The organism is Streptomyces sp. S07_1.15 (assembly GCF_020739505.1).
Taxonomy (GTDB): Bacteria; Actinomycetota; Actinomycetes; order Streptomycetales; family Streptomycetaceae; genus Streptomyces; species Streptomyces xinghaiensis.
This window is the reverse complement of sequence record NZ_JAJBZK010000001.1, coordinates 3773437-3790325: the sequence shown is the minus strand read 5'-3', so window position 1 is coordinate 3790325 and position 16889 is coordinate 3773437. Positions and strand designations below refer to the sequence as shown.

The 16889-nt window shown below is 74.9% G+C and carries 15 protein-coding genes; 2 read left to right on the top strand and 13 right to left on the bottom strand.

The window, feature by feature from the left end:
- Entirely contained in the window at positions 1-1545 is a 1545-nt protein-coding gene (locus tag LIX60_RS16335) for a sensor histidine kinase (RefSeq protein ID WP_227959062.1), read from the bottom strand.
- A 381-nt stretch (positions 1546-1926) separates the two neighbouring features.
- Here LIX60_RS16335 and LIX60_RS16330 point away from each other — a divergent pair, with 381 nt between their 5' ends.
- A complete protein-coding gene (locus tag LIX60_RS16330) occupies positions 1927-2664 on the top strand; it encodes a dienelactone hydrolase family protein (protein WP_227959061.1) in 738 nt (245 codons plus the stop codon).
- A gap of 263 nt (positions 2665-2927) precedes the next feature.
- Here the strand turns inward: LIX60_RS16330 and LIX60_RS16325 are convergent, their stop codons facing one another.
- The 11 genes from LIX60_RS16325 to LIX60_RS16275 all read right to left on the bottom strand — a co-directional run bounded on the left by LIX60_RS16325 (position 2928) and on the right by LIX60_RS16275 (position 14712).
- On the bottom strand, positions 2928-4103 hold the full coding sequence (locus LIX60_RS16325; RefSeq protein WP_227959060.1) for an alpha/beta hydrolase: 1176 nt from the start codon (positions 4101-4103) through the stop codon (positions 2928-2930).
- The gene (locus tag LIX60_RS16320) at positions 4100-5665 is read right to left on the bottom strand and encodes a kynureninase (protein WP_227959059.1); all 1566 of its coding nucleotides are present in this window, start codon (positions 5663-5665) and stop codon (positions 4100-4102) included. Before LIX60_RS16320 ends, LIX60_RS16325 begins: the two co-directional genes overlap by 4 nt.
- A gap of 13 nt (positions 5666-5678) precedes the next feature.
- Positions 5679-6521 (bottom strand): tryptophan 2,3-dioxygenase family protein, encoded by an 843-nt coding sequence (locus tag LIX60_RS16315; protein ID WP_019707209.1) that lies wholly within the window; start codon positions 6519-6521, stop codon positions 5679-5681.
- A 260-nt stretch (positions 6522-6781) separates the two neighbouring features.
- Positions 6782-7195: a DUF3151 domain-containing protein gene (locus tag LIX60_RS16310; RefSeq protein WP_227959058.1), complete on the bottom strand. Its 414-nt coding sequence runs from the start codon at positions 7193-7195 to the stop codon at positions 6782-6784.
- A 223-nt stretch (positions 7196-7418) separates the two neighbouring features.
- Entirely contained in the window at positions 7419-8441 is a 1023-nt protein-coding gene (fbaA, locus tag LIX60_RS16305; protein WP_019707211.1) for a class II fructose-bisphosphate aldolase, read from the bottom strand.
- A 380-nt stretch (positions 8442-8821) separates the two neighbouring features.
- Entirely contained in the window at positions 8822-9358 is a 537-nt protein-coding gene (gene pyrE / locus LIX60_RS16300) for an orotate phosphoribosyltransferase (protein WP_019706803.1), read from the bottom strand.
- Positions 9359-9484: 126 nt separating this feature from the next.
- Positions 9485-10273, bottom strand: coding sequence for an aldose 1-epimerase (locus LIX60_RS16295; RefSeq protein WP_265585487.1), 789 nt, complete (start codon positions 10271-10273; stop codon positions 9485-9487).
- A gap of 168 nt (positions 10274-10441) precedes the next feature.
- Positions 10442-11653: an SRPBCC family protein gene (locus LIX60_RS16290; protein ID WP_227959056.1), complete on the bottom strand. Its 1212-nt coding sequence runs from the start codon at positions 11651-11653 to the stop codon at positions 10442-10444.
- 181 nt (positions 11654-11834) lie between these two features.
- Positions 11835-13472, bottom strand: coding sequence for a polyamine aminopropyltransferase (locus LIX60_RS16285; RefSeq protein WP_227959055.1), 1638 nt, complete (start codon positions 13470-13472; stop codon positions 11835-11837).
- Positions 13473-13548: 76 nt separating this feature from the next.
- Positions 13549-14067 (bottom strand): DUF2617 family protein, encoded by a 519-nt coding sequence (locus LIX60_RS16280; protein ID WP_227959054.1) that lies wholly within the window; start codon positions 14065-14067, stop codon positions 13549-13551.
- A 378-nt stretch (positions 14068-14445) separates the two neighbouring features.
- Positions 14446-14712 carry a hypothetical protein gene (locus tag LIX60_RS16275; RefSeq protein ID WP_374117865.1) on the bottom strand — a complete coding sequence of 89 codons (267 nt, stop codon included), beginning with the start codon at positions 14710-14712 and terminating at the stop codon, positions 14446-14448.
- A 245-nt stretch (positions 14713-14957) separates the two neighbouring features.
- Between LIX60_RS16275 and LIX60_RS16270 the strand changes: the two genes are divergently transcribed.
- On the top strand, positions 14958-16130 hold the full coding sequence (locus tag LIX60_RS16270) for a pyridoxal phosphate-dependent aminotransferase (protein ID WP_227959053.1): 1173 nt from the start codon (positions 14958-14960) through the stop codon (positions 16128-16130).
- A gap of 133 nt (positions 16131-16263) precedes the next feature.
- Here the strand turns inward: LIX60_RS16270 and LIX60_RS16265 are convergent, their stop codons facing one another.
- Positions 16264-16809, bottom strand: a complete 546-nt coding sequence (locus LIX60_RS16265) for a YbjN domain-containing protein (RefSeq protein WP_227959052.1) — start codon at positions 16807-16809, stop codon at positions 16264-16266.
- Positions 16810-16889: the final 80 nt, after the last annotated feature.

The window sequence follows — 16889 nt, the reverse complement described above, 5'->3', positions numbered from 1 at the left end:
TCACGAGCGCTCCTCCGAACGGCCGGTACCGCGATCGGCACTGTCCGGGTTCTCCTGGCTCCCCCGGCTCTCGGCCGGGTCGCCGGAGCCGGTGTTCTCGGAGCGGCCGACGGCGTCCGCACGGGCGGCGGGCGTCCGTCCCCGCGCCGGCCCCACCGCGCCGGTCTTGGTCAAGCCCACCGGACCGTCCGGGCGCCGCGGCTCCGGCACGTCCCCCGGGCTCGCGCCGCGCCGCCCGACGGGCGCCTCGCGCTCCTCGTCCTCGACCGGCCCGGCGGGCAGGAAGGCCGCGACCTCGTAGCCGCCCTCGGCGGTCGGTTCGGCCGTCAGTTCGCCGCCCAGCATCACGGCCCGCTCCCGCATCCCCGTCACCCCGTGGCCCATCCCGGGCGACGGGGACACCGGTCCGGTCGGCGCCGTGTTGACGATGCGCAGGCCCAGGCCGGTCAGGACGTACGCCACCTCGACCCGCACCCGGGAACCCGGCGCGTGCCGCAGCGCGTTGCTCAGCGCCTCCTGGACGATCCGGTACGCGGACAGCTCCACACCCTGCGGCAGCGGCCGCTCCGCACCCGTGCGGGCGATCTCCACGTCCAGACCCACCTCCCGTACGCCCTGGACGAGTTCGTCGAGGCGGGACAGGTCCGGCTGCGGCGCGTCCGGCACGCCCAGGGAGCCGGCCTCCTCGAACCGCAGCACGCCCAGCACCCGGCGCAGTTCGGACAGGGCTTCGACGGCGCTCTCCCGGATGGTGCCGAAGCTGCGGGTCAGCTCCTCCGGGGCGTCGTCGACGCGGTACGGGGCCGCCTCGGCCTGGATCGCGATCACCGACATGTGGTGGGCCACCACGTCGTGGAGTTCGCGGGCGATCCGGGCCCGCTCCTCCAGCGCGGTGTGCTTGCCGCGCACGTCCGCGACCAGCGTCTCCTGCTCCTCGACCCGGTTCCGCGCCAGCCACCAGCCGCGCATCGCGACCACCGTGCCGAGAACGCAGCCGGAGAAGATGGCCACCGGGAAGACCACATAGGCGTTTCCGGGGTGGAACACGAAGGCGGCCATGGTCACGGACAGCACGCCGATGGCCCACATCTCCAGGGCCACCCGGGGCCGGGACCGCAGCGCGACCACGACCATCACGCCCAGAAGCGCCAGGACCCCCGGGCCCTGCCAGGCGGACGTCACCGTCATGAAGAGGAAGACACCGAGCGACACCCACCAGGCCCCCAGCGGCCGGAACAGGGCGAGCACCAGCGGCAGGGTCTGCGCCAGCCCGAAAATCAGCACCAGGAATCCGGGCCGCTCCCACGGCGCTGCGGTCATGTCCGTCAGCAGCAGGAACAGCGCCAGGGAACCGACGAGCCAGTGCGTCAGCCAGCGGCCGCCCAGCCGCCGCAACAGCGGGCGCTGCCGCAGACGCGCCGCGCTGACCGGGGGGAGGGGCCGGAACTTCCAGATGTCCTGGAGGAGGTCCTCCCGCAGGTTGCTCCAGACCGTCCGGGCTATCCGTGACTCGGTCCAGGCCGGCGTCGGCGTCGTCTCGTTCATACGGTGAACGCTACGCACGCGGGCCGTCCGCGTCGTCACCGTGAATGCGGACTTCCCGGCATACGACTTGAGGATGACCCGTGGTCCGGAGCGTCATCCCTGCTCATGGCCGGTTCACGCGGTTCGGGGCGCCGGGCTCGCACCACACCCTTTCGCGGCGCGCGTTGACCCCGCCTCCCCGCGCCCGGGGAGCCGGGAGGGCGACGCGGGCGGGCCGCCGGGGAGGCACCACGGGTGTGCCCCAGGCGCCCGCCAGAGGAGCACGGCGATGATCTTGAAGCCCTGAGTGCCCGGCCCCGTACTCCAGAGGGACACGCGCACGGTTCCGCCGGCGGCAGAACACCGGCCGGACCGGGCTCGACGATCACTACAGTCCAGCTCATGACGACGATGACCACGCGCACGGTCGAGTACCCGGCCGACGGTTTGACGATGATCGGGCACCTCGCGCTCCCGGCCGGTACCGACCGCCGGCCCGCGGTGCTGCTCGGACCGGAGGGCATGGGGCTCAGCGACGTCGAGCGCCGCAGGGCCGATGCTCTCGCCGAACTGGGATACGTAGCGCTGGCCTTCGACCTTCACGGCGGGCGCTATGTGGCTGACCCCGAGGAGATGCTGGCCCGTTGCCTGCCGCTGCTCGCCGACCCCGACCGGATGCGGGACATCGGCCATGCGGCGCTCGACGTGCTGCGCACCGAACCGCGGACCGACCCCGACCGGATCGCCGCCATCGGCTACGGCACCGGAGGCGCCATCGGGCTGGAACTCGGGCGCGACGGCGCCAACCTGCGCGCGATCGGGACAGTCAACGCACTGACCACGGGGCGACCGGGCGAGGCAGCGCGCATCCGCTGCCCGGTGTGGGCCGGGGTCGGGTCGGAAGACCCGATCATGCCGCCCGCGCAATGGAACGCGTTCACCGCCGAGATGCAGGCCGCGGGCGTCGATTGGCGCCTCGCGGTCTACGGCGGCGCCTTGCACGCCTTCCACCACCCGCCGGTCGACCACCCCACGGTCCCCGGCGTCGGCTACCACCCCCAGCACGCGCAGCGAGCCTGGCGCGATGTCGTCGGCCTGCTCGCCGAGTGCCTGCCCGTGACGGAGAATCCGCGGGCCTGACCCGGGCGAACAGCCTGGCGCCGGGCCCGGTCCGCGCCGGGCCCTCACCGTCCCCTCCCTGCCGTGATCCTCGCGACCCGCGGCGGTCCGTTCCGGCCGCCAGGGCGAGGCGTACGCATTGACTGCGGCTTCACTGTGCTGACCACCGCAAAGTCACATCAAGCTCAACTCATTGCCTCGGTGGCACGCATCTCGGCCGGACCCCGGCACCGGCTCCGGACGGCGGTGTGACGAGTCCCGCGAGCGGCGCCGGACCGCCCGTCTCACCCGGGGGAGGGCTCCGGTGGGAGGCCCCGCAGCGCGTCCAGCAGCTCGCGGAAGGCGCCGGTGCCCGGGGTGAGCGGTGCGTAGTGCCCGCCTCCGGGACGCTCCCGCAGCTCCACCCGCGCACCGGCCCGGCGCATGACGCCGGCGTACTCGCGGGAGAGGGCGAGGGGGACGTCCGGGTCGGCGGTGCCGTGCAGGATCGTCACCGGCGCGACCGGGGGAGGCAGCAGCAACGGGTCGGCCAGCGGCAGGAGTTCGGCCACGGCACCGGGGCCGCCGAGCAGCCCGGCGACCGCTCCCCGGCTCAGCTCCCGCTCATGGGCCCGCCCCAGCGCGGCGACCGGCGAGACGGCCACGACACGGTCCGGGGCGGCCGGGGCTCCGTCGGCTCCGTACGTCCCGCCTCCGTACGTCCCGCCTCTGCCCGCGGCCCCCGCGGCCGTGCGCATCGAGGCCGCCCAGAGGGCGAGGTGCCCGCCGGCGGAGTGCCCGAGCAGGACGTGACGCGCGCGGCCGTCCCGTCCGGCGGCCGGAACGCCGGGGCGCCCCGCGCTCTCCGCGGCGGCTCCCCCGGTGCGGCCGGAGCGCTCCGAGCAGCCGGCGCGCGGGGCGCCGTCGGGCCCGCCGCCCCGGGGGTCCTGCTCCTCCCCACCGCCCCGGGGATCCTGCGCCTCCCAGGCCGTGGCGACGATCCGGGAGACGTCGTCGAAGGTGGCGGGCCAGCCGCCGCCGCCCCCGACCCGGCGGTACTCGGCCAGCGCCACCGCGAAGCCCTCCCGGGCCAGCGCGGCGGCGAGCGGCGACAGATGCGTGCGGTCGTACGCCTCGCGCCAGAAGCCGCCGTGCAGGATCGTCACCCGGAGTTCGGGGGTGCCGTCCGGCAGGTGATAGTCGATCAGCTGGGACGGGTGCGGGCCGTAGCGCACGGTGCGGTGCGGCGCCCGGGGCGCCAGACCGAGCAGCGCGGCCTCCTCCGCCTCGGCGGCGGCGCGGACGGCCGCGTCGGCGGTGTGACCGGCCGCATCCGCGGTGTGACCGGTGGTGTCGGCTCCCTCGTCGGCCCGGACGGCCTCCGCGGATTCTCCGGGGGAGCGGCCGGCCGGGCCGACGCCGGGGGCCGCCCCGGCGGGCACCCGAGGGTGCCCGCCGGAGCCGCTGTCCGGCGCGGTCATGCCCCGGAGCCGGTGCCCGGGCCGCCGGCGCCGGGGAGGCCGCCCCCGGTGCCGCCGGCGCCGGGAGGGCCGCCGCCCGGGTGCCGTTCGGCGAGGACGTCCGCCAGGGTCCGCGCCGCCCGTTCCGCGTCGGCGTAGCCCACGTAGAGCGGGGTGAAGCCGAAGCGGAGGACGTCCGGGCGGCGGAAGTCGCCGACGACCCCGCGCGCGATGAGCTCCCGCATGACCTCCTCCGCGTCCTCGCAGCGCAGCGCGACCTGGCTGCCCCGCTCGGCGTGCGCGGCGGGCGTCACGCACTCCACCCGCCCGCGCGGCACGTACGCGGCCACGCACTCCAGGAAGAAGTCCGTGAGCGCCAGGCTCTTGGCCCGTACGTCCTCGACCGCGACCCCGTCCCACACCTCCAGCGCCGCTTCGAGCGCCAGCATCGACAGGATGTCCGGGGTTCCGACACGGCCGCGCACAGCGCCGTCGGCGGGCGCGTAGGAGGGCGCCATCCCGAACGGGTCGGCGTGCGAGTTCCAGCCCGGCAGCGGGGAGTCGAACCGGGGCTGGAGCTCCCGCCGCACGTACAGGAAGGCCGGTGAACCGGGCCCGCCGTTGAGGTACTTGTAGGTGCAGCCGACCGCCAGGTCCACGCCGTGCGCGTCGAGTCCGACGGGCAGGGCGCCCGCGCTGTGGCAGAGGTCCCACACCACCAGGGCGCCCGCAGCGTGCGCCGCGGCGGTCGTACCGGGCAGGTCGTGCAGCCGCCCGGTGCGGTAGTCGACGTGGTTGACCAGCGCCACGGCCGTGCGCGGCCCGCAGGCCGCGCCGATCTCCCCGGCGGGCACGGCGCGGATGCGGCAGCCGGTCATGCGCGCAGCCGACTCGGCGATGTAGCCGTCGGTGGGGAAGGTCTCCGCGTCGACGAGGATCTCGTCGCGCGGCGGCCCGGAACCCTCACCGCCGCCCCCGGCCCCGGCCGGCCGCGGCAGCGAACCGGCCCGCGCCAGCGGACCGTCGGCGGCCGGCGCGGACGGCAGACCGACCTGCCCGTCCGCGGAGCCCGCGCCGTCCGGGGAGCCGACCCCGCCCGCGGAGCCCGCCCCCTGGGCACCGGCCGTGCCCGCCGCACCGGAGCCGCCGAGGGTGCCCGGGGCGCCCTCCTGCGCGATCCGCACGGCCGCGACCAGGGCCTTGTAGAGGTTGACGCTGGTGGAGTCGCCGACCACGATCTGGCCGGGCGCGGCGCCGACGAGCGGGGCGATCCGGTCGCCGATCCGCTCGGGCGCCTGCCACCAGCCGCCCTCCGTCCAGGAGCGGATGCGCAGCCGTCCCCACTCGTGTTCGACGACCTCGGCGATCCGGGCCGGCACACCGGCGGGCAGCGCACCGAGGGAGTTGCCGTCGAGGTAGACGGCGGCGTCCCCGTCGGAGGGCCGCTCCAGCAGGAAGCGGTCGCGGAGCCCGGCCAGCGGGTCTCCGGCGTCGAGCCGCGCGGCCCGCTCGGCGAACCCGGCGCCGGCGGCCCCAGCGGCCCCTGCGGTGCCGGCCGTACGGTGATCGGTGGTCTCAGACATGGCTTCCGTGGTGTCAGACATGGCTGCGGGCGGTCCACAGCTCGGGGAAGACGTTCCTGCGGGCCCGCTTCTCCAGCCAGGAGACGCCCGGGGAGCCACCGGTGCCGGTCTTGGCGCCCATCGCCCGCCGGGTCGCCACCAGATGGTCGTTCTTCCAGCGCCAGACCAGCTCGGCGACCTCCGTCAGCGCCTCGCCCAGCCGCACCAGTTCGTCCTCCTGGGGCCCGGCGTAGATCCGCGCCCAGACCTCCTCGACGGCCGGGTGGGCGTCATAGCGCAGCGTGAGGTCGCGTTCGAGGACCTCGGCGGGGACGGCGTGGCCGCGCCGGGCGAGCAGCCGCAGCACCTCGTCGTAGAGGCCGGGCTCGCCGAGCGCCTTCTCCAGCTCGGCGTGGACGCGGGGCGCGCCCCGGTGCGGCACGAGCATGGACGCCGACTTGTCGCCGAGCAGGAACTCCATCCGCCGGTACATCGCGGACTGGAAGCCGGAGCCCTCGCCGAGCGCGCCCCGGTAGGCGTTGAACTGGGCGGGGGTGAGGTGCGCGAGCGGCTCCCAGGAGGCGTTGAGGGCGCGCAGCTCGTGCTCGGACCGCTTGAGCGCCGCCATGGCGGTGGGCAGGTCGTCCCGGCGGAGGGCCTGCGCGGCCGTCTCCCACTCGTGGACGATCACGGTGAACCACAGCTCCATGACCTGGGTGGTCACCAGGAAGACCATCTCACCCGGGTCGTCGGAGAGCGGGTGCTGCAGATGGGTGAGAACGTCCGCCTTGACGTAGTCCTCGTAGGGGGTGGTGCCCTGGAAGTCGAGGTTCGGGGTCTCCGGACCGGCTTCGGGCAGGTCGTGCTGTGCCGACATCGCTGTCTCCTCGTACTGCGTGCTCCCGGGTAGCGGTCCGCCCCTTCCTCTCGGCATCGGAGCCCCGGTCCCCTCTCGGGTCCGCCCGCACGGTCGGCGCGGAGCGGATCCCTCCGCGCATCATCCGTGGACCGGGGGCGCGACGGCAAGGGCCGGCCGTGTGAGCACGGCCGGCCCGGGGGACGGAGGGTGCGCGGCCCGCGCGGGGCCGCCGGGGCCGGACGCGGCCCGGCCGGGCCGGTGCGGCCCGGTCCTGCCCGTCAGCCGAGGGTCTCCGCGGCGGTCGGGGAGGACTCACGCAGGAAGGTGCTGCACCGCTCGTACTCCTCCTCCTCGCCGATCGCCTGGGCGGCGCGGGCGAGGGCGTGCAGGGAGCGCAGGAAGCCCCTGTTCGGCTCGTGCTCGAACGGGACCGGCCCGTGGCCCTTCCAGCCGTTGCGGCGCAGGGAGTCCAGTCCCCGGTGGTAGCCGGTGCGGGCGTAGGCGTACGACTCGACGACGCGGCCGTTCTCGTACGCCTCGTCGGCGAGCTGGGCCCAGGCCAGCGAGGAGGACGGGTACTTCGCGGCGACCTCGGCGGGGGCCGAGCCGGAGGCGAGCAGTTCGCGGGGCTCCGGGTCGTCGGGCAGGCGGGTCGGGGGCGGTCCCCCGAGCAGGTTCTCGTGTGTGGCCATGGGCCCAGTCTGCCTGCCGGACGCGCGGAACGGACGGGCGCGGTGGTGTGCGTCCCGTGGTGCGCGCTCCGCCGCGGAAGCTCCGGCACGCACGGAAGCCCGGCGGCCGTGACCTGGACGGTCGCGGCCACCGGGCTCCGGCGCGCTCCGCACCGCGGCGGTGCTGCTGCGGCGGTGGTGCCGCTGCGCTGCTGCGGTGGTGCTGTTGCGGTGGTGCCGGGGGTTACTTCAGCTTGGTGCCGGTGGAGCGGAGGTTGGAGCAGGCCTGCGCGACGCGCTGCGCCATGCCCTCCTCGGCCTTCTTGCCCCAGCTGCGCGGGTCGTAGGTCTTCTTGTCGCCGACCTCGCCGTCGACCTTCAGCACACCGTCGTAGTTGCGGAACATGTGGTCCGCGACCGGGCGGGTGAAGGCGTACTGGGTGTCGGTGTCGAGGTTCATCTTGACGACGCCGTTCTCCAGCGCGGTCAGGATCTCCTGCTCGGTGGAGCCGGAGCCGCCGTGGAAGACGAAGTCGAACGGGTCGGCCTTGCCGGCCTTCGCGGCCACACCGTCCTGGAGCTGGCGCAGCAGGTCGGGGCGGAGGACTACGTTGCCCGGCTTGTAGACGCCGTGCACGTTGCCGAAGGAGGCGGCCAGCAGGTAGCGGCCGTTCTCGCCGAAGCCGAGCGCGTCGGCGGTCCGCTCCACGTCGGAGACGGTGGTGTAGAGCTCGTCGTTGATCTCGTGCGAGACGCCGTCCTCCTCGCCGCCGGTCGGGGTGATCTCGACCTCAAGGATGATCTTGGCCTTGACGGCCTCGGCGAGCAGCTCGCGCGCGATGGCGAGGTTGTCGTCCAGGATCTCGGCGGAACCGTCCCACATGTGGGACTGGAAGAGCGGGTTGCGGCCGGCGGCGACGCGCTCCTGCGAGACCTTGAGCAGCGGCCGTACATAGCCGTCGAGCTTGCCCTTGGGGCAGTGGTCGGTGTGCAGCGCGATGTTGACCGGGTACTTCTCGGCGACGATGTGCGCGAACTCGGCCAGCGCGACCGCGCCGGTGACCATGTCCTTGCTGTACTGGCCCCCGAGGAACTCGGCACCGCCGGTGGAGATCTGGACGATGCCGTCGCTCTCGGCCTCGGCGAAACCGCGGAGCGCCGCGTGCAGGGTCTGGGACGAGGTCACGTTGATGGCGGGGTAGGCGAACTTGCCGGCCTTCGCCCGGTCGAGCATCTCGTTGTAGACCTCGGGGGTTGCGATAGGCATCTGTCGGCTCCTTGTGAATGTGCCGGTTATTCGAGTAGGCCCTGACCGTGGGGCGACATCATCGTCTGGGGTCATCCTCCCAGATACGGCGTTCCGCTCCACACCACCCAAGCGGACGAACCGGACACGGGCGGTGCGGGTTTCACGTGAAACCCCTCTTCCCCCGGTGAACTCCCGTTCGCGCAGCGCATTTTCGTCCCTCCGCCCCCGGCCCGGAAGGGCCGGACGGGCCGGGGAGGGGCCGCCGGACGGGCCGGAGAAGGGACGGGGCGGGGTGGCGCGGCGGCGGCGCGGCCCACCCGCCGGCCGGAAGGAGGCCACCGGCCCGCCCCCGCCGGCCCGGTCGGACCGGCCGGCCCGGCAGCCCCGCCGGCGCGGGGTCAGAGGCCGAGGTCGTCCAGCCCGTACGCCTGGTAGTACGGCAGTCCGGCCTCCGCGATCGCACCCGCCGCGCCCCGCTCCACGATCACCGCGACCGCCACCACCTCGGCCCCCGCCTCGCGCGCCGCCTCGACGGCCGTGAGCGGGGACCCGCCGGTGGTGGAGGTGTCCTCGACGATCAGCACCCGGCGGCCCTTGACGTCCGGGCCCTCGATGCGCCGCTGCAGCCCGTGGGCCTTGTTCGCCTTCCGCACGACGAAGGCGTCGAGCCGGCGTCCGCGCGCCGCCGCCGCGTGCATCATCGACGTCGCCACCGGGTCGGCGCCCAGCGTCAGCCCGCCCACCGCGTCGTAGTCCAGATCGGCGGTGAGGTCCAGCATCACCTGTCCGGCGAGCGGGGCGGCCTCGCCGTCCAGGGTGATGCGGCGGAGGTCGATGTAGAAGTCGGCCTCCAGGCCGGAGGAGAGGGTCACCTTGCCGTGCACCACGGCCTTGTCCTTGATCTGCCGCAGCAGGGCTTCACGCGCGTCGGTCATGGCCACGAGCCTATCCGGGGCCCCGGCGGCCGCCCCGGGCAGCGGCGGTGCCGGCCGCCCGGGGCCGGAGCCGCCCCGGGCCGGCTGCCCCGGGCCGGCCGCGCCCCGCCGCCGTCCGGAGCCGGTTCAGAGCCGGCGCCAGCGCCAGGTGGTGGAGATCTCCAGCGGGTCGATCGGGGTCACCAGGCGCGGGGCCGTGTTGAGGCCGTTGGGCGGCCCCGACTGCGGCTCGACGCACACGGCCTCGTCCTGCTCGTCGTAGACCACGACCCACTCGGCCCGGCTGGTGACCCTCAGCTCCAGCCGCTCCGGCCAGGTGAGGGTGACGTCCACGCCGTCGGGCATGCCGAAGCAGTCGTCCCAGGGTCCGGGGCGCGGGTCGGTCCGGCGGCCGGTCGGGAGGTGGTCCTCGCCGCGCTCCTCCTGCCAGGCGGCGTCGAAGGAGATCCGCACGCCCTCGTCCGCGCCGTTTCCGCCGCCGGCGAGGTGGCGGAGGAACCAGGGGTGCCAGCCGGCCTGTGCCGGGAAGGAGTTGCCGTAGGTCTCGACGCCCATCTTCAGCGTCAGCGCGTCGTCGGCGAGCTCCACGAGCTGGGTGACGCGGCCGGTGTACGGCCAGGGGTCGCCCAGGTCGTAGGTGAAGACGGCCGCCGTGCCGTCCGCGCGGACGGTCCGCCACACCTGGTCGCGGCCGGTGCCGTGGATGGCGTGGGGCGGGGAGTTGAGCGGGAGTTCGTGCCGCTCGGCGCCGTCGCGGAACACGCCGTTCGCGGTCCGGCCGCACCACGGCACCATGGGGAAGGAACCGTATCGGGGGCCCTGTCTCAGCAGTTCGGTGCCGTCGATCCGCAGCGAACCGAGCCGGGCGCCCAGCTCGGGCCGTACGGTCACCTCGGCGTTGCCCGCCGCCAGCAGGACTCCGGCCTCCGGGGCCGCTTCGGTCGTCTCGTGAGTGCTCACGCACCGACCCTATGCGAGTCCGGGCCCGCCCCGCGGCCCCGCCTTTTCCGCCACGCGCGCACCCACGGACGCGGGTTGACGCCGCCGCCCCGCGCGGCCGGGGCGGCGGATCCCCGCCGGGCCTCAGCGCCTGCGGCGGAGGACGCGGTTGAGGATCACCGCCGAGGCGACCACGGCGGCGGCCACCGGGGCCGCCCAGCGCAGGGTCTCACCGGCGGAGGCGGGCTGGGGCGCCGGTACGGGGGCGTAGCGGCCCCGGGGCGGCGCGTGGTCCACCTCCTCGGCGCTGCGGCCGATCATGGTGCGGCGGGCGTGGGCCGCTTCGGCGGGCGGGGTGTCGCCGTCCGCTTCGGCGAGGTCGTCGGCGAGCGGGTCGAGGGAGGAGGGCGGCACGTCGGTCTCGAAGACGGACGCCGCCTCGGGGGCGGTGCCGCCTCCCGCCTCGGCGGCGGCGCTCGCGGCCTCGGCCGTGCCGGGCCGGGGCTCCTCGCCCTCGCCGCCGGCCCGCCCGGCTCCTGGCTTGTCCCCGGTCCCGGGCTTCGCGGTCGGCGCGCCGGCAGCGTCGGGGCCCGGCTCGGGCGAGGGGATGCCGGGGATGACGGGGTCGTTGTCGTCGGCCCGGCCGAGGCCGCCGGTTTCCCCGCCGCCGGCCGCGCCGGCCTCGTCCTCCGCGCCCCCGGAGCCGTCCGGGCCGTCGCCGCCGGCTTCCGGGCCGTCCGGGGCCGTGCCGTTGCCGCCGGTGCCGCCGGTGCCGTGCGCGTCCTTCCGGCCCTTCTCCCCGGACCGCTTGCCGCCCGGGGCCTGCCCACCGCCGTCACCACCGGGCTCGCCGCGCCCGGCCCTGCCGTCGCCGTTCTCGCCGGAGGCCGCGGGGGCCGAGGGGGGCGCCGGGCGGACCGGGGTCTCCTCCAGGTCGGCGGCGAGCGCCGCGGCGAACCGGTCGAGCAGGCGCCGTCCGGCGGACGCCGCCGCCTTGCCGTCCACCTCGGCGAGCCGCCCCCGGCTCCGTACGGTCCCGTCGCAGCCCAGAGACGTACCGCCGTCGGCGGCGTTCAGCCGCAGGACGAGCGTGACTCCGGCGGAGCCGTCGCCGCGGGCCTCCGACCCCTCCGCCTCGAAGGCCAGCTCACCGCCGTCCCGCTCGGTGACGCGGAGCGTGCCGTGGTACGTGATGGTCGAGCCGCCGGCGCGGAGCCGCAGCCGGCCCGCCAGCGTGCCGGGACCCGAGCCGGCGTCCCACTGGAAACCGGGGACGCAGCGGGCGACGCGCTCCGGGTCCGCGAGCGCCTGCCGCACGGTCCCGGGCGGAAACGGAACGAACACCTCATGCTCCATGGGAGCCGAGCCTACCCAGCGGACGCGCTCCGGCACCCCTGTCCGCGCGAGTTCCGCGGGGCGCCCGGGTCCGCCGGGCGCGGCGCGCCCGTGCCCGGACCGCCCGCCGGGCCCGCCGGGGGCCCCGACCCGCCCCGCGCGGGGTGAATCGTTCCGGCGGAACGGCGGGGAACGGAGGGCCTCAGTGCCGGGGGTGGGTCAGCGTGGACGCCCGCGCCCCCGGGACCCGCAACTTCTCGGCCGTGCGCTCCGCGGAGCGGAGCGTGCCGGGGGTCAGCGTGAGCGGTACGGGCGCGTCGGGCGCCAGGCGCGGGCGCTCCGGCTCACGGGCGGCGAGGACGAAACCCCAGGTGCGGGGCGGGTGTTCGGCCGCCGCCGAGCGGTCCGGGCCGGCGGCGTAGGCCGACCGCCGGCCGCCGACCGCGTAGGGCGAGGTGCGCAGCCCGGCCGCCCGCAGGCTCGCGTCGACCGTCCAGTAGCTCCGGGGGTGGGTGTCCGGGGCGCCCGCGTGCACGGCCAGCCGTCCGCCCGGCGCGAGGGCGCGCTCCGCGAGCCCGTAGAACTCCTGGGAGTACAGCTTGGCGCTGGCCGTGATGCCGGGGTCGGGCAGATCCGAGACGATCACGTCGTACGGGCCCGCGGCCGCCGTGCCCGTCCGCAGCCGGCCGAAGACGTCCCCGGTGACCGTCGTCACCCGCGGGTCGGCGAGGGAGCGCCCGTTCAGCCGGGAGAGCCCGGGATCGCTGCGCCCCAGCCGCAGCAGCCCGGGGTCGGGCGCGAGCACGGTGACCGAACGGACGTCCGGGTACCGCAGCACTTCGCGCAGGGCGAGGCCGTCCCCGCCGCCCAGCACGAGCACCCGGGCGCGGGGGCCGGCCATGGCCGGGTGGACCAGGGCCTCGTGGTAGCGGCAGGCGTCGCGTCCGCTGAATCTCAGCCGGCCGTCGAGGAAGAGCGAGAGCGGAGCACCACCGCCGGCCCCGTCGGGACCCCCCGTGAGGACCACCTCCTGGTAGTCCGTTCGTATGGCGACCCGTACGTCCTCCCCGTAGACGGCCTGCCGCGCGGCCCGTTCGAAGGAGGGCACCAGGAACGTTCCGGCGGCCAGGACCGCGAGCACCGCGCCGTTCGCCGTGATCAGGACCCACCGGCCCCGGGTGGTCAGATCGCGGCCGAACAGCCACAGCACGAGCGCCCCGCCGGCCAGGGCGTTCACCGCCCCGGTCAGCAGGGCACCGCTCAGCTGGCCCAGCAGCGGCAGCAGCAGGAAGGGGAAGGCGAGCCCGCCGGCCAGCGCGCCGATGTAGTCGGCGGCGAAGAGGTCGGCGACGGCCCCGCCCGCGTCCTGCCGCCGGACGCGCTGGATGAGGGTCATCAGCAGGGGCACCTCGGCCCCGATCAGCACTCCGATGACGAGCGAGAAGCCGACCAGTACGGCATGGGAGCCGCCGAACCAGACGAAGGAGGCGTACAGCGCGATGGCCGAGCAGCCGCCGACCAGCGCGAGCACCGCCTCCACCAGTCCGAAGGCCACCGCGGCCCGGCACCGCAGCCGCTTGGCGAGCAGCGAGCCGGCGCCCATGGCGGAGACCATCACGGACAGCACGACGGACGCCTGGGTGACGGAGTCACCGAAGAGATACGAGGCCAGCGCCACCAGTTCGAGTTCGTACACCAGTCCGCAGGCGGCGCAGACGAAGACCGCGGCCAGCACCAGAAGTCGTCCCAGCCCGGCCGGTACGGGCAGCCGCACCGGGGTCTCCGGCTCGTCCGGCGCGACCGCGCGGGACAGGAGCCGTGGCTCAGGCGAATCGATCATGCGGGGAACGCTACGTGAGCCGCGTGAACGGCCCTGTCACCCACAAGGGTTGTCTCGAAGGGCGCCCGGGGGCGCACTACAGGGGGGCCATCGTCCGGGCGCCGACCTGGGTGCGCGTGGTGACGAGCGCCCCCTCCTGCGGATACGCGTGCCAGGTGCGCCACCGCACCCGGCCCTCGCACCGCTGGACCAGCATCGCCGTGAAGGCGTGCGGATCGCCGGGGAAGGTCCCGGCCAGGCCGTTGGGATGGTCGGCCACCAGGGCCAGCAGCTCCTGCGCCCGGCCGGCGAACGACCCGCGCGACAGCGTCTCGACGCGCGCCGCGAACTCGTACTCCCAGCCGCCGATGCTCTCGGCGGCTCCGAGGGGCAGCGGGGTGCTGCTGCCGGGTATGCAGGCGACCGTCTCGGAGCACAGGCTCTCCCCTTCCCTGAGGATGACTTGATGGGAGGCCCCGAGCAGGCGCAACTGCACCTCCGCCGGGCCCAGCCGCAGATCGAGGACGGCCAGCGCGGGCAGTGCCTCCTTGCCGAGACACCAGGCGAGATCGGCTGCGCGGGTGTCGGAATAAGCGGTTTCGAGAGTGGTGAGCATGGGTCGGCTCCGCAAGCACGCAGTGGATGGTGGGCCGGCCCGCCTCGGAGGAGGACCCAAGAAAGATCACTCGCCGGCTCGTGCCCACGTGGGGTGTTCCGATGAATACGGAATCATGAAGTGCACGGTGCCCACAGCGTTTTTACCCATCTTCGACGGGTTTCCATGCCCCAGGGGGTTGTGCTGTTCACCAGTTCAAAAACTATGCGATAAAACGATGTTGAATACGGTCCACGGCATATGCGAGGTGGTATGGGCCAGACGCATGACCCGGCCGTGGCCGCGAAAGTGACGCCGACCGCCCCGTGCCGGTCGGCGTCACTCCCTCCCCCCGCACCCGGCGCGCGGCCGGGCGCCCCCGCGGTGCTCTCCCCGCGGTCAGCTGCCTCCGCCGCAGCCGCCTCCCCCGCCGCAGGACGAGGAACCGCCCCCGCAGGACGCACCACCGTCACCGGACGCACCACCGTCACCGGACGAACCGCTGTCGCCGGCCCACCAGGAGTTGCCGGAGCTCCCGGAGTCTCCTCCGCCGCTCCGCCCCCGCGTCCGCTTGCGCCCCCGGTCGCGCCCGGACTGGCCCCGTGCCCCCGCGACCGCCGCCAGCACCACGGCGACCAGCACCCCGAACACCACGATTCCCATCACGCGACTCCCCCTTCTCGTCCCCCGAAGCGAGCCCCCGCTCGCACTGTGCGGGGGAGATGCCCGTCGCGTCAGGAGGCGAAAGCAGAGTTGAGCAAATCCAGAGGTTCGGCGCCGGAGGACGCGCCCCGGCGCGGACGCACCGGGTGAACGCCCCCCGGGACCAGGCGCCGTGGCAGCCCCCGGCGCCGCCGGCGGAGCCGGCCGCACAGGCCGCACGCGCACCCGCCCGTGGGACCATGGGCCGCATGGGAAGACCACCGCTCAACCGCCGCCTGGCCGAGTTCGGGACGACGATCTTCGCCGAGATGTCGGCGCTGGCGCTCAGCACCGGCTCCATCAATCTCGGCCAGGGCTTCCCCGACACCGACGGCCCCGAGGAGATCCGCGAGGCCGCCGTCCGCGCCCTGCGGGAGGGGAAGGGCAACCAGTACCCGCCGGGCCCCGGCATCCCCGAGCTGCGGACCGCCGTGGCCGATCACCAGCGCGAGCGCTACGGGCTCGCCTGGGACCCGGACCGCGAGGTCCTCGTCACCGCCGGAGCCACCGAGGCCATCGCCGCCGCCCTCCTCGCCCTCCTCGAACCGGGGGACGAGGTGATCGCGCTGGAGCCGTACTACGACTCCTACGCCGCCTGCATCGCGATGGCCGGTGGCACCCGCGTCCCCGTCACCCTCCGTCCCGACGGCGGTGCGTACCGGCTCGACCTCGACGAGCTGCGCGCCGCCGTCACCGGCCGCACCCGGCTGCTGCTGCTCAACACCCCGCACAACCCGACCGGCACCGTCCTGGGCCGCGAGGAGCTGACCGCGATCGCCGAACTGGCCTGCGAGCGCGATCTGCTGGTCGTCACCGACGAGGTCTACGAACACCTGGTCTTCGACGGGGAGCACCTGCCGCTCGCCGCGTTCCCCGGGATGCGCGAGCGCACGGTCACCATCGGCTCGGCGGGGAAGACCTTCTCGTTCACCGGCTGGAAGGTCGGCTGGGTGACGGGCCCGCCGGAGCTGGTCACCGCCGTCCGCTCCGCCAAGCAGTACCTGACCTATGTCTCGGCGGGGCCCTTCCAGTACGCCGTGGCCGAGGCGCTGCGGCTGCCGCGGAGCTACTTCGACGGGCTGCGCGACGATCTGCGGGCCAAGCGCGACCTGCTCGGCGACGGCCTGGCGAAGGCGGGCTTCACCGTCTACCGGCCCGCGGGCACGTACTTCATCACCACCGACATCCGGCCGCTCGGCTTCGACGACGGCTTCGCCTTCTGCCGGGCGCTGCCGGAGCGCTGCGGAGTCGTGGCGATCCCCAACGCCGTCTTCTACGACCACCGCGAGGAGGGCGCGCCCTTCGTCCGCTTCGCGTTCTGCAAGCGGACCGAGGTCCTGGCGGAAGCGGTCGAGCGGCTGGGGTGCCTGCGGGAGGGCTGAGACGGCGCGGGCCGTGTGCCGGGCGCCGGGGCGTGCGCCGCACCAGGCCCGGGGAACGCGCACGAGCCCGGCCGGGAGGGCCGGGCTCGCGTGGTGCTGTGGTGCTGTGGTGCCGTGGAGCGGCGGGGCGTGGTCAGGCCTGGCCGTCGTCCTTCTTGTCCTCCGGCTCGGCGGACTCGACCTCGGCCTCCAGGCCGAGCTGTTCGACGAGCCACTTGTCGAACTCGATCGAGGCGCGCACCCAGCTGACCGTGCTGGAGACGAAGTGCTCCAGGCTGACGCCGACGCCGATCAGCATCTGCGCCTCACCGATCAGACGGACGGTGCCGTCGTCATTGGTGTGGGTGTAGACCTTCGGCCACAGGGTGCGGCGGTTCCAGTCGTCGATCGCCTCCAGCAGCTGAGGCTTGGTGCCGATCTCGTGGGCCCGGTCGTAGAACGTCCGCACCGAGAAGACCTGCTGCTCCTCCTCACCGCGGAACATGAAGTACGTGCGGAACTGCTCCCACGGCGCGGCGAGGTCACCCTCGTCGTCGACGACGTACTTCAGCTCCATCTGCTCCAGAAGCTGCTTGACCAGGTCCTGATCGGGGACGACGGGACCGGGCGGCGGCCCCGACGGCTGCTGTTCGGGCTGCTGGCCCCCGAAATTCGGAATCGAGGACGGGTCGATGCTCACCGTGGATTTCCCTTCAGACGATTTCTGCCATCCTCCCCCACTGCGGGCGGGGGCTGGCAAGCCCGGGCCGCCGATCCGGC